This is a genomic window from Vibrio mimicus CAIM 602, from assembly GCF_000338875.1.
Lineage (GTDB): Bacteria > Pseudomonadota > Gammaproteobacteria > Enterobacterales > Vibrionaceae > Vibrio > Vibrio mimicus.
In genome coordinates this window covers 295,964-309,051 of the sequence record NZ_AOMO01000024.1, presented here as the reverse complement: position 1 = coordinate 309,051, position 13,088 = coordinate 295,964, and the positions used below count along the sequence as shown (strand labels likewise).

The window sequence follows — 13,088 nt, the reverse complement described above, 5'->3', positions numbered from 1 at the left end:
CATCATTTGTGGCAGCAAATAACTGCCACAATGAATGGTTATTTACAGCAGAGCTAAAATAATGCCGCCTACAGTTGCCGCTGCGGAAAGATATTGCCCCGCAGAGTAAGAAGTGTCTTCTACCTCTTTTACTTTATCTGGATGATTCATTCCTAGTGCGCCATAAGTGAATGATTCAACCTTGTCTCCAACGGTTTTATCTTTATTTTCAGCCGCTTTACCCTCTTTCTCGATCTCCTGTAAAGCGGCAAGCAAGGCTTTGCCTTCTTCAGACAAGGTGACTTTATTCTGTTCCACTTTTAATGGGGCAGGGGCTGTTTCTGGCTTAGCAGGTGCCTGAGATTTCACCGCTTGAGGGGATGGCAAATGATGCACTGATCCTGCGCCTACTGGGTTCATACATCTCTCCTAAGTCATTACTCTGATCATATATCGACCGCACGTAATAAAACTTGCGTGCTTTTTACACTTTATGTGTGAAAAACAGACAGGCAAATGCTATGCCTGTTTTGAGCGTTTGATAGAAGAGAAGATAGATTTATTCGCAAACGAGATCTGTATTGCGATTTTTCAATGCTTTAATGGCTTCGGCTTGGTGAGCCTTTTGTACGTAACGGACTGGGGGAGTCAACACCTGCAACTGGTAATCGTCACTTTTGGTTGTGATATCGCCAACTGGGGTGATGATAACGACTTTAAGATTAGGATTACGACGCAAAATCGATGCCGCGGTACCTAACCCCTGTTGAGTGTGGAACATGCCAGCAATGTGCAGCACTTTACGCTCAGGGTTGGTTCTGAGATAGCGAACGATACTCTCTGCCATGGTTTCATCCCAAGTGACTTGAGCAGCAAACTGATTTTCATTTTGAGCAGGATTGCCATGGTGCATGGAAGCCATAAAAGTGCTTTTGTAAGGCGAATCTTGAGTATTGATCTCGGCTGCAATCAATTGGCGTTGGTCTGGTGTTAAACGCTCAATGTAGTCAATGCCCACTCTGCCTATACAACGCACAATCGGCTTGGGGGCATTAGCTGCAATAATAGGTAATTGTTGGCTCTTTGCGAATTCAACAAGAGGGCGATAATCACTTTCGTAATTGGGCCAAGCATTGGCTTTTTGAATCAAGTATTGCTCACCAATCTCGCCAGCCAAATACTCATCAAGTACAGGTTGAGCATCGCGAGCGAATTGCTCCATTGAAAGGGCCATTGGGTGTCCATTTTCTACCATCTGCTGGAGTAAATCGGTTTGAAAACGGTGGATGCCAGCATGGGTATGCCACTCACCAATCAAAATGACATTGGCATTTTCAATATCAGCAGGTAGATTCTGGATAGAGATCCGCTCACCTTTGGGGGTAGCGAGTTGATAATCATAGAATGTGCTGATGTCCGATGGTGTAGACGCACAGCCAATCAGGCTAAGAGTAAGAGAAAGTGCCGCAATAACACGCATAACAATGGCCTCCATAAATACCCTGAACATGGTAATGGAGGCCACAGACTTATGCAAATTAATGAGAACTATTATCAGTTATTTTCTTAGGTAAACCCGAAGCATAAAATCGGCTTCACATTCGAAGGTTGCACTGGTACTGACATGAGTTTTAAATGTGTCGCTCGCTCGCCATGCAAAGGGCGTCATTTGTAGCAAATCCGCGGCCTCTGCACCGCTGAGTGTCATTGGGTAGTGAAGCTTGCATTCTTCAACCAGTTCAAATCCAGCCAGAGCTTCTGGTTGTTCCTCATGTAAGCGAACTTGATCGTAGATCCCTTGTTTGAATTGATAAAGATGACGAGCAGCTGGAGTTACGGTGATTACAATACCGCCCATTTTAACGCAACGTTCTAATTCGGTGTCTTTGCATGGCGCGTAGATGCGGATCACGCCATCTATGCTTTGTTCTGCAAAGGGTAGGCGATGGCTGGATGCGACGGCAAACTGGCATTCTGGGTAGCGTTTTGCGGCGTAACGAATGGCAACTTTGGAAATATCTAGCCCAAACGTTTGGCAGAATCATCTTGTTTTTGCAGAGCTTTGGCGAAAAAATCTGTGTAGTAGCCCTCTCCACAGCCGATATCAAGCAGCGTCTGTTGATGGCCAGTTAAGTATTTTTGGCAAAGCTCGGCGACTTTTTCACGCATTGGTGCGTAATGGCCCGTTTGTAAAAAACGCCGGCGTGCTTGAGTCATCTCTTTGCTGTCACCGGGATCTTTGGAGCGCTTATGCTGAACTGGCATCAGGTTGACATAGCCTTCTTTTGCCACGTCAAACTGGTGACGATGGACGCAGGAATACGTGTTTTGGTTAAGCGTCAGAGGCTGCTCACAAAGGGGGCACAAAAAGGTCATAGTGGTCTCAATCAACAAAATAGAGGCGTAAGTTTAGCGGTTGAAGCGTGAAATAAAAAAGGTAAGGATAGGTTTTGGATTTGCTGGTGGTGGTTTGCTAAGCAGACTGAGGCCGACTAACAAGCAGCGACCTCAGTCCGGTTTTCAGAGTCTAGAAATTAAAAGCGATACCTGTTGAAAGGAAGGTTGATTGCTGGTCAAAAAACGTGATTGCGTCATTGGTTTCACTGAATCCTGCCATCGCATTAATTGCCACATTGTTCCAGCCGAAGGGAGCACGGTAGACATAAAGCGCAAATGCACTCCAGCGATCCGCCTCTCTCGCTGCTGCAAAGATGGGGTGTGCGGTGTTGTAGTCCTCTTGACCATAACTGAAGGTTAAAAATAGCGCTTGTGGACCTGCAAAGGTATTGATTCCTAGCTGATAGTCGAAGGCAGTAAAATCAAAAGCATCACCCTGAGCGTCCCGTTGGGTATAACTGATTTTTGGCACTAAAGACCAAGAGCGGCTAAATGGTAAAGAAACCTCCGCGGAAACCCTTTGATAGTCGCTGTTACGATTCAACAGAGCGGTTTGCTCGTTACTTAACCCAGACACTGTGCCACTTTGTTCTTCGTCGACTTGATAGTCTAGGTAGGCATAGCGCAGAGTCAGCGGAAATGCGAAAGGGGCGGTATAAGCTAAGCGTCCACCTTGCGCGCTAATGTCAGTAGCTGATCTTGCCGTTTGCGTTAGGTAGGGGTCACGCCATGTCTCGTTCACCCCTGGCAGAGAGGGAAAATAGGCTAGCGTAATTTCACCCAATCTATCAAATCTATGGGTCACGCCGAGTTCCGCTTGTAGATGCCCTTCAATGATTTGATCCGAACTTTGACCTGCAAAAAGCTGAGTGTTTCCAGAAGCAAAGGTGTATTGAATATTTCCTAACGGAGCAAACAACAATTCAGCAGTGCTCTGTCCGGATTGCTGCAAATTCTCGGTTACGGCATTGTCATCATTGGTGTTCATTTGCGACTGACTACGCACGTAAAAACTGTTGAGGCTTAACGTAACGTCCCACCCCGGTTGATTTTTATCCGAAAAGCTTTGAGCGTGAGTAACCTGTGACAGAGAGGAAAAAAGCAGAGTAGCGAGACAAAAGTGTACATTTTTCATTAGGTGTCCTTACCAAATGTATGCTGTGCATCGAGAGGCACGATTATACCGAGCTGAGTAAGAAGCGCCATGACGAAAATATGAACAAAAAATGATTATGTGAATGATATCGTTGAGCTGTTCGTGTCAATAAGTTGCGCAAAACATGAGGGTTGTGGATGAAAAAGCAGCGCGATTCGAGTTGAATTCACCATGTATTGTGTGTTCCATCTCGTTCGAGATGCGCGCTGCTTGATAAGGAATTAATGCTTATGGCTAGAGATCTGTGTGCTCAACTGATGGGTTTGCCCAGGTTGAAGTGTTTTGCCTGCGGCCAGTGACGGAGCATGAAGCGTCGATTCCACACACAAGAAATGTAAGTAACCATCATCATTCATATCAGCCATGGATTGAGCGCCTTGTTGCCAAGGATTCCATAATACCGCTGAGTTGTGACCTTGATTTTCAACCGTCAACGTTCGTGCTAGCGTCATGTCTTGCACTTTGATCAAGGATTCCGGCTGGGTATAAACACGATCTATGGTATCGATGAGAGCCAGTTGGCCATCGCCTGTGCAGAGCTGTTCCCCTTGGAGACTGTCGAGATACTCAGCACCTACGCCTGTGGTTTGAGTTTCACGTATATCGCCCACATGCAGATAAGTGTGTAGCGCACCAGAGAATGTCCATGCTTTTTCGTCAGTGTTAGTCACATCAAGCGTCACTTTCAAGTTCTCACTGATTTCCACATGCAAGCGAACATCAAATAGGTATGGCCAAATCGCCAAGCTCTCAGGTGTAGTTTGCAAACCGAGAGTGACAATAACGCCTTGATCATTTTCTCTGTGTTCAACCAGTTTCCATTCTTGATTACGTGCAAAACCATGCGCTGGTGCCGCTATACGGCCAAACCATGGCCAACAGACAGGAATGCCACCACGTAGTGCCGCTTTACCATCAAAAATGGCTTTTGAGCTCATCCACAAGAGATCGGATTGGCCTTTAGGTTGAAAGGAGATGACATGGCCGCCGTGCAGTGAGATAGCTGCGCTGGCTTTGTCGTGAATAACGCGCACAATTTTGATTTGATCCTGTTCCACAATAGTGACGCAATCAGACAATACGGCGACGGTGTTCAGAGAGTGTAAATCCATCTTAGTTTCCTTGAATCTGCATTTCAGCCTGATCTGAGATTGGTTAACCCAGGAGTGCAAGACACTGAATTACCAAAGCCCAGATACCAAAAAGGCGACCCTAGAGTCGCCTTTTTGTCTAACGAATTTCTTCGCTAATCACCACATTACTTAGAGATGTGAGCGATCAGGTCAAGAACTTTGTTTGAGTAACCGATTTCGTTGTCGTACCAAGATACAACTTTAACGAATTTGTCAGTTAGTGCGATACCTGCGTCAGCATCGAAGATAGAAGTGCGAGTGTCACCGTTGAAGTCAGTAGAAACTACTGCATCTTCAGTGTAGCCCAAGATACCAGCTAGTTCGCCTTCAGAAGCTGCTTTCATAGCTGCTTTGATGTCGTCGTAAGACGCTGCTTTTTGCAGGTTAACAGTCAGGTCAACTACAGAAACGTTAGCAGTTGGTACGCGGAAAGCCATACCAGTCAGTTTGCCGTTCAGTTCTGGAAGAACAACGCCTACTGCTTTTGCTGCGCCAGTTGAAGATGGGATGATGTTTTGAGAAGCACCACGGCCACCGCGCCAGTCTTTCGCTGAAGGACCGTCAACTGTTTTTTGAGTTGCAGTTGTTGCGTGAACAGTAGTCATCAGGCCAGACTCGATACCGAAGTTGTCGTTCAGTACTTTAGCGATAGGCGCCAGACAGTTAGTAGTACAAGAAGCGTTAGAAACGATGTCTTGACCAGCGTAAGTCTTGTGGTTAACGCCCATTACGAACATTGGAGTCTTGTCTTTTGAAGGACCAGTTAGAACAACTTTCTTCGCACCAGCTTCGATGTGTTTACGAGCAGTTTCGTCAGTCAGGAACAGACCTGTTGCTTCAGCAACAACGTCAACACCGATTTCACCCCATTTCAGGTCAGCTGGGTTGCGTTCTGCAGTTACACGTACAGTTTTGCCGTTTACGATCAGGTTACCACCTTCAACTTCAACAGTACCGTTGAAACGGCCGTGAGTTGAATCGTACTTCAGCATGTAAGCCATGTAATCTACGTCGATCAGGTCATTGATACCTACAACTTCGATGTCATTGCGCTCTTGCGCTGCACGGAAAACGAAACGACCGATACGGCCAAAACCGTTAATACCTACTTTGATAGTCATTATAGTTGCTCCACAACTTAATTTCTGATTAAAGATAACTGGTAGTAAAATTACAGAATCCAGTTAAAAGCTGCAACAGATAATCGGACTTAACTTGTTTAAAGTCAAAAAAAAGCGTCGCTTTTTTTCACAATCGTTTGCAACTGATTAACTTTTAAACTTGAGCCTGCTTTTTATGCTTACCAATTGACGTAGAATGTGACGGAATTTAAGCCCCGTACACATCAAAAAATCTTGCTCAAAATAGAGTGAAAAAGTATGTGCCACAAACTCTAAATAAGGCAAGTTTTTCTCAAAAAATGCTTGACCAAACGATAACGAAAAAGGAAGTAAAAACGGTGAAATTTGAACCAGAAAACGAGCTGAAGCCTGATGAATACTGGCGTGAGTATTTGACGGATGAGCAATATTTTGTCTGTCGCCAGCAAGGAACCGAAGCTCCATTCTCAGGCAAGTTGCTGCATAATAAAGAAACAGGGCTTTACCATTGTACTTGTTGCCAAACACCGCTTTTTAGCTCAGAAAGTAAATACGATTCGGGTTGCGGTTGGCCGAGTTTTGATGCACCCGTTGATGAACAAGCGATACGCTATTTAGATGACATGAGTCACGGAATGGTACGTACGGAGATCCGTTGTGCGGCTTGTGATAGCCACCTTGGACACGTTTTTGAAGATGGCCCTAAGACGACTGGGTTACGATTTTGTGTTAACTCTGTGTCGTTAATTTTCAACAAAAAGTGAAAAAGCGGTGAGAGACTCACCGCTTATTGTTGAGGTTTTTCATCCTTCATTCGGTTTAGGTAGTAGTGTTTTGGTGTAGCTACCGTTACGAATAGCTTTGACAATAGATGCAGCGGCTTCATCAAGCGCTGCAAACTTCTCTGGGCTAAAGCCATAAAGTCGTTTCATCTCAGTAGAAGAAGCAACAGGAACACCAAACTCCTTGCCGACCATAGCCCAAAGATAGGCATGTTCTTTATCGTGCAAGGCGTGATAGTTACTGGCTAACGCTTTGAGCAGTTCGGTATTGAGTGGTTTGCCATTGCCTAGTTCCAACGATTTATGCAATAGCTCAATGGTTTTGGGTTTGTCACGATCGGTATAAAAGGTGGCAAGCGCGTATTGCATCTCAGCTGTTTCAAGCTCTGGCTTACCTTCCAACTGCAAGAAAGCACGCCGTGCGCTGTTATCGCCAATTTGGCTCCACAAAAAATACAACGCTTCCGGTGAGTTAGATTGTTTTAGTTGGGTCGCAATACGTTCTTGTTCTTTGCCCATATTGACCAAAGCATTAAAACGGTTCTCTTTTAACTTAGTTTGATCAATGGCTTGGATTTGCGATGCAAGCTCTAGGCATTTTCGATAGGCGCTGACTAGGCTGTACTCTTTGATGATTTTGTCATCGCTCGGTGATTTCAAAATTTCAAAACGGTGCCAAATCAGATCGGTACGCGGAATGCGGCATTGTCCATCGTCCATATTGAGTTGCTCACAGCGAAGATTCGGGTTATCAGCGCAGAGTTTCTCAGTATTTTTGCGACTCTCGAAACAGCCACTCAAAAGAGTGAGGCTGGCGAGTATAAGTAACGGTTTAGTCAAATTCATGATATCGGCTTGTGATCAAATACACTTATTTATTTAGCTGTTCTTGACGCATTATGCTAGGTCGTTATGTTGTCGCCACATCACTTTTAAGCAGGACGAGATCATGGATACCCAACAACTGATTAATGCGATTACGCCTGAGGCCTATCAGCGTTTGCTGTATGCCGTAGAAACGGGAAAGTGGCCTGAGGGTACACCACTTTCACAACAGCAGCGAGATTCCTGTATGCAAGCTGTGATGTTGTATCAATCTAAGCATAATACCGAAGCGGATCATATGTCGGTTGGCGTGGGTGGCGAGGTCGTTTTTAAGTCAAAAGCAGAACTCAAAAAGCGTTTCACGGTAGGGGAAGAAGACATCCTGCGTGTTAACCCAAACCAAGAAGCATAAAAAAGCCCCGCACAGTGCGAGGCTGATTGGCAAGTGAGCTGAACTGGCTAGATCTATTTCAGCTCTTGTCACCGATAATTACAGTGTCATTTCACCGCGTAGCACTTGCTGCATTTTCGCTTTCACTTCTTCATAAGAAAGATCTTGGCTGAGCAGATAATGCAGTTTGGCGAGTGCCGCTTCAGGAGTCATGTCATAGCCACTGATCACGCCTGAGTCTGCCAGCGCACAACCAGTCGCGTAACCACCCATGTTCACTTTGCCCGCAAGGCATTGTGTTAGGTTCACAACAATCACTCCACGCTCTGATGCAGCTTTTAGCTGAGCCAGCAACTCTGGATTTTGTGGTGCATTACCGACCCCGAAAGTGAGCAGAATCATCGCATTGACCGGTTGCAATAGCGTGTTGCGGATAACCTCATGAGAAATCCCCGGGTACATGGTGATCACCCCAATCGGTTGTGGTGTGATGGGGTTGACCTTGAACTTGCCACTCGGTTTCTCATCCACTTTCACATTAGTACTCAGTTCAATATTAATACCTGCTTCCAATAGAGGTGGCAGGTTTGGTGAACTGAAAGCACTGAAGCCATCGGCGTGTGATTTGCGGCTACGGTTGCCACGCATCAAACGGTTATTGAAGAACAGGGTGACTTCATTGATTGGGTAATTGGCGGCAATGTGCAGGGCATTAAGCAGGTTGGCTTGACCATCTGAACGCAGATCGGCCAGTGGGATTTGTGAACCAGTCACAATCACAGGTTTACCTAAGTTTTCGAACATGAACGACAGAGCTGAGGCAGTGTAAGCCATGGTATCCGTACCGTGGAGGATCACAAAACCATCGTATTTGTCGTAGTTGGCGGCGATATCATCAGCGATGATTTGCCAATCCGCAGGAGTCATATCCGAAGAATCCATCAATGGATCATATTCGTGGATAGTAAACAGAGGCATTTCAGGGCGGTGAAACTCAGGCATGCTGGCTAATTGTTTTTCCATAAACCCTGCAACAGGGACGTAGCCGTGATCCGATTTTTTCATGCCAATGGTGCCGCCTGTATAGGCGATATAAATATGTTTTCTTGCCATAGCGAGAAATCACTCAGTGTAGGGAACAGAGCGGCGATTATAGCGAAAACTCTTGCAATAAAAAGAGGCGCTTCTTGCAAAGCGCCTCGGTATATCAAGGGTTGTGACCTCGTAGACTATTCTACTTGGCAGGGTAAACAGAATGCGTACTGCCCTTTGGGATCATTCAATTGATTGAGTAGTGACGTTTGTTGTTGCCACTCAGTTGCTAAAGGTTGGAGTGATTTTGGCAACAGTGCCGAAACATCTAAACCTAAGCTAACACGCACTTGGCCAAGCAGATCTTGCAAGAACTGTTGTGCTGGTGTGAGTGGTTCTTCAACCCAGTAAAGGTTGTATTGATCTAGCTGTGCCAAATCCGCTGCCAAATGTACAGCATCATCGAAATCACCGAGCTGATCGACTAAGCCCAGAGTTTGCGCATCTTGTGCAGTCCAAACACGGCCTTGAGCAAGTTCATCCACCGCTTTCAACGTTAGGCCACGCTTCTCAGCAACCAAGGAGATAAAGCGTTGATAACCATGCTCGATACCCAGTTGAATAGCGTCTTTTGCACCTTGAGTCAGGCCAGTGGTAACACCTTGTCCTGAGAATGGTGTAGTGCCCACACCATCGGTGTAGATACCAAGATTATTCAGACCTTTCTCGAAGGTGGTGATGACACTGAAAATACCGATTGAGCCTGTCAGCGTGGTGGGCTGCGCCACAATTTTATCTGCGCTCATTGAGATCCAATAACCACCGGAAGCAGCAAGGCTAGACATAGAAACTACAACTGGTTTACCTGCGGCTTTCAGCGCTTCAATTTCGTTGCGGATCACCTCGGAAGCAAAAGCACTACCTCCTGGGCTATCCACACGAAGTACTACTGCTTTCACATTGCTATCGTTACGAGCTTCACGCAGTAACCCAGCCACAGTATCTCCGCCGACAGTACCGCGCGGTTGTGAACCATCCATAATGGCACCACTTGCAACTACAACAGCGATGTCATTGGCTTCATTAAGCAGAGTCGGTTTCACGCTGGCTTTGTATTCGTAGTAACTAATGGCGTTATAGCTGTCTTTACCATCGCTACCAAAGGTTTCCGCCAATGTTTGGCGCACTTGTTGGCGTGTTGCCAGCTCATCAACCAAGCCAACTTGTTTGGATAGCGCCGCTAAATCACCGCCCACTTCTTTCAGTTGAGCGACAAACTCATCCATTGTCGGAGTCAGAGTTTTAATATCAATTTGGCGATTGGCCGCGACGTCATCGACATATGCGCTCCACAGTTGAGTTAACCAACGAGAAGCAGACTCACGCGCTGCATCTGACATGTCATCACGTACAAATGGCTCAATCGCTGATTTGTAGGTGCCGACACGAAAGACGTGAGTCGTTACATCCAATTTCTCAAGCAGAGTCTTGTAATACATGGAGTAGGCGCTATAGCCTTTAAGCAGCACGGCACCATCTGGAGCGAGGTAGATTTTGTCTGCATAGCTCGCTAAGTAATATTGGCTTTGATTGTAAAAATCACCCACGGCGTACACAGGCTTGCCAGATGACTTGAATTCGTTGATGGCTTTGGCGATGTAACGCAGCTTGGTCAAATTGGTTTCTGGCATATCACCTAAAGCCAGAACGAGTCCGGTGACATTGTTGTCATTTTTGGCATGACGCAAGGTGTCGACAATATCAAACAGTACGTTCTCACGTGGCAGTTCTTCACCAAACACTGAGCCTGCGAAGGAATCCATCGGGTTGATATGCGTGCTCTGTTCAACAATGGGACCTGAAAGGTTAAGGATCAGCGCAGAGGCTTTATTGACGCTAGGCAGCGGGGCATCTGCGTGAACATATATAAAATAAATGATGCCAATACTGAGTAGGAAAATAAGGTTAGTGAGTGCCAGCCGAATGAAAGTGATGGCTTTCCAAATCCCTTTCAAAATCAGACCAACAAAACGAAACAGTGATTTCATGGTATCTCCAGACCAACGGAGTGGCGCATCACTCCAAAGCTTCAGATTTCTAGTGCAAATTAGCGCACAACGAGTCACATCCTACGTTATCTGATCGGGGCAAACAACAACCTTGCAAACAAGCGTAACCTTGATCGCTGTTACACAAATGTAAACGCTCGTTTGATTTTTGTAACTGGCGAGAATATTCTGGTCAGACCATCTAATAAGAAGCAAAGTGAAGTCGCCATGTACCCAAATCTGTTTCAGCCTCTCGATCTTGGTTTTACTCAGCTCAAAAATCGTGTGTTGATGGGCTCCATGCATACTGGCTTAGAAGAAAATAAGGAAGGGCTACACAAGCTTGCGGCCTTTTATGAAGAACGTGCCAAAGGGGGCGTTGGCCTTATCGTTACGGGCGGTTTTTCCCCAAATTTACGTGGTCGTTTGCATCCTTTTAGTGCTGAATTTAGCAAGACCAAACATGCCAAAGCGCATAAAGTTGTAACGGAAGCGGTGCATCGCCATGGCGGTAAAATTGCGTTGCAACTGCTGCATGCAGGTCGTTACGCCATGCATCCTTTTTCGCAAAGCGCTTCAGCCATTCGCGCTCCAATCGCCAAGTTTGCTCCCAGTGAAATGAGCTCTCGCCAAATTCGCAATACCATTAATGATTTCGCCAATAGTGCGGAGTTGGCGCAACTGGCGGGCTATGATGGTGTGGAAGTGATGGGCTCGGAAGGATACCTTCTCAACCAATTCATCTGTAAACGCACCAATATGCGTTATGACGAGTGGGGCGGCAGTTATCAAAATCGCATCCGTTTTCCGGTCGAAATTGTCAAAGCCATTCGTGAAGCGGTTGGCAAAGAGTTCATCATTATCTTTCGCTTGTCGATGCTCGATTTGGTTGAGCAAGGCAGCACCTTTGAAGAAGTGGTAGTACTAGCCAAAGCCTTGGAAGAGGCAGGAGTCACTATCATTAATACGGGTATCGGTTGGCATGAAGCCCGTATTCCGACCATTGCTACCCAAGTGCCGCGTGCCGCCTTTAGTTGGGTAACAGAGAAGATCAAACCCTACTTGAAAGTGCCTGTGGTGACCTGCAACCGAATTAACACGCCTGAACAAGCGGAGAAAATTCTGGCCAGCGGTCAGGCGGATATGGTGTCTATGGCACGTCCGTTTTTAGCCGATGCGGATTTTGTACGCAAAGCACAAGAAGGGCAGAGTGCGCTGATCAACACTTGTATCGGTTGTAACCAAGCCTGTTTGGATAACGTATTTCGTGGCAAACGTGCGAGCTGTTTAGTGAACCCGCGCGCCTGTTATGAAACCGAGATTGTGGTGAAACCCGCGCAGAGCAAAAAGATTGCGGTTGTTGGTGCTGGCCCTGCGGGCTTGGCGTTTGCGACGACTGCATCAGAACGCGGTCATCAGGTGGATCTTTTTGAACGCAACGATCGGATTGGTGGTCAATTCCGCCTTGCGATGCAGATTCCGGGGAAAGAAGAATTTCGTGAAACCATTCGCTACTTTGCCAATCGGCTTGACCAAACTGGCGTGAAGCTTCATCTAGGCTGTGAAGTGCAATTCAGTGATTTGCGTAGTTATGATGAGGTGGTGATTGCCACGGGCGTCACGCCACGCAAAATCGCCCTGACAGGGATAGAGGATTCTCCAAAAGTGGTTGATTACCAAACCTTAATCCGCGAAAAGACACCAGTAGGCCAAAAGGTCGCGATTGTTGGTGCAGGCGGAATTGGTGTGGATGTGGCGAGTATGCTCACCGAGCCGAAAGATCAAACATTAGATGATTGGTTATACGAATGGGGCATCGATAAAACCATCGAGCATCCCGGTGGTTTGTACCCTTATCCGGATACCACCAGTGAGCGAGAAGTCTGGTTACTACAACGGCGTAAAGGTGCGGTGGGTAAAGGGCCGGGTAAAACTACGGGCTGGATCCATAAACGCACGTTAGAAAAACGTGGAGTGCATTTGGTAGGTGGCGTTCAATATCAGAAAATCGATGAACAGGGTCTACATATTGAACGTGATGGCAAACCAGAGCTTATTGAAGCAGACAGTGTGGTGATCTGTGCGGGTCAAGAGTCGGTGCGTCCATTTGAAACGCAGTGGGCTGAACTGGGCGATAAACTGCATGTAATTGGCGGCGCGGATGTGGCAGGAGAGTTGGATGCCGCGCGCGCGATTCGTCAAGGTGTTGAACTGGCGGTGCGTTTGTAATCCCGTATACGAAACA

General features: G+C 46.5%; 11 protein-coding genes and 1 pseudogene. 3 read left to right on the top strand and 9 right to left on the bottom strand.

The genetic code is table 11. From position 1 onward, the window contains the following. Nucleotides 1-42: 42 nt before the first annotated feature. The 6 genes and pseudogenes from D908_RS12795 to gap form a co-directional block, all read right to left on the bottom strand. Complete coding sequence (locus D908_RS12795; protein ID WP_001070269.1) at nucleotides 43-399, bottom strand: hypothetical protein; 357 nt, start codon at nucleotides 397-399, stop codon at nucleotides 43-45. 139 nt (nucleotides 400-538) lie between these two features. Beyond that, the gene (locus D908_RS12800) at nucleotides 539-1,459 is read right to left on the bottom strand and encodes a ChaN family lipoprotein (protein WP_005523631.1); all 921 of its coding nucleotides are present in this window, start codon (nucleotides 1,457-1,459) and stop codon (nucleotides 539-541) included. A 78-nt stretch (nucleotides 1,460-1,537) separates the two neighbouring features. Beyond that, nucleotides 1,538-2,355, bottom strand: a pseudogene (gene rlmA / locus D908_RS0119110) (23S rRNA (guanine(745)-N(1))-methyltransferase). 151 nt (nucleotides 2,356-2,506) lie between these two features. After that, nucleotides 2,507-3,511 (bottom strand): DUF2860 domain-containing protein, encoded by a 1,005-nt coding sequence (locus D908_RS12805; RefSeq protein ID WP_005523629.1) that lies wholly within the window; start codon nucleotides 3,509-3,511, stop codon nucleotides 2,507-2,509. Between the two features lie 242 nt (nucleotides 3,512-3,753). After that, nucleotides 3,754-4,644 (bottom strand): D-hexose-6-phosphate mutarotase, encoded by an 891-nt coding sequence (locus tag D908_RS12810; protein WP_005523627.1) that lies wholly within the window; start codon nucleotides 4,642-4,644, stop codon nucleotides 3,754-3,756. A gap of 146 nt (nucleotides 4,645-4,790) precedes the next feature. Beyond that, on the bottom strand, nucleotides 4,791-5,786 hold the full coding sequence (gap, locus tag D908_RS12815; protein WP_000153498.1) for a type I glyceraldehyde-3-phosphate dehydrogenase: 996 nt from the start codon (nucleotides 5,784-5,786) through the stop codon (nucleotides 4,791-4,793). A gap of 299 nt (nucleotides 5,787-6,085) precedes the next feature. Between gap and msrB the strand changes: the two genes are divergently transcribed. After that, the gene (gene msrB / locus D908_RS12820) at nucleotides 6,086-6,529 is read left to right on the top strand and encodes a peptide-methionine (R)-S-oxide reductase MsrB (RefSeq protein ID WP_005523624.1); all 444 of its coding nucleotides are present in this window, start codon (nucleotides 6,086-6,088) and stop codon (nucleotides 6,527-6,529) included. Nucleotides 6,530-6,568: 39 nt separating this feature from the next. Here msrB and D908_RS12825 read toward each other — a convergent pair whose 3' ends face one another. Continuing rightward, a complete protein-coding gene (locus tag D908_RS12825) occupies nucleotides 6,569-7,393 on the bottom strand; it encodes a DUF2989 domain-containing protein (RefSeq protein WP_005523622.1) in 825 nt (274 codons plus the stop codon). A 103-nt stretch (nucleotides 7,394-7,496) separates the two neighbouring features. On the opposite strand from D908_RS12825, the gene D908_RS12830 reads away from it, so the two are divergent. Continuing rightward, nucleotides 7,497-7,784: a YeaC family protein gene (locus D908_RS12830; RefSeq protein WP_005523620.1), complete on the top strand. Its 288-nt coding sequence runs from the start codon at nucleotides 7,497-7,499 to the stop codon at nucleotides 7,782-7,784. 78 nt (nucleotides 7,785-7,862) lie between these two features. On the opposite strand, the gene ansA is transcribed toward D908_RS12830, so the two are convergent. Together ansA and sppA are read right to left on the bottom strand one after the other, a co-directional pair. Next, entirely contained in the window at nucleotides 7,863-8,876 is a 1,014-nt protein-coding gene (ansA, locus tag D908_RS12835) for an asparaginase (protein WP_005523618.1), read from the bottom strand. A gap of 116 nt (nucleotides 8,877-8,992) precedes the next feature. Then, complete coding sequence (sppA, locus tag D908_RS12840) at nucleotides 8,993-10,843, bottom strand: signal peptide peptidase SppA (RefSeq protein ID WP_005523617.1); 1,851 nt, start codon at nucleotides 10,841-10,843, stop codon at nucleotides 8,993-8,995. Between the two features lie 228 nt (nucleotides 10,844-11,071). On the opposite strand from sppA, the gene D908_RS12845 reads away from it, so the two are divergent. Then, entirely contained in the window at nucleotides 11,072-13,072 is a 2,001-nt protein-coding gene (locus tag D908_RS12845) for an NADPH-dependent 2,4-dienoyl-CoA reductase (RefSeq protein ID WP_005523614.1), read from the top strand. The last annotated feature ends 16 nt before the right edge of the window (nucleotides 13,073-13,088 follow it).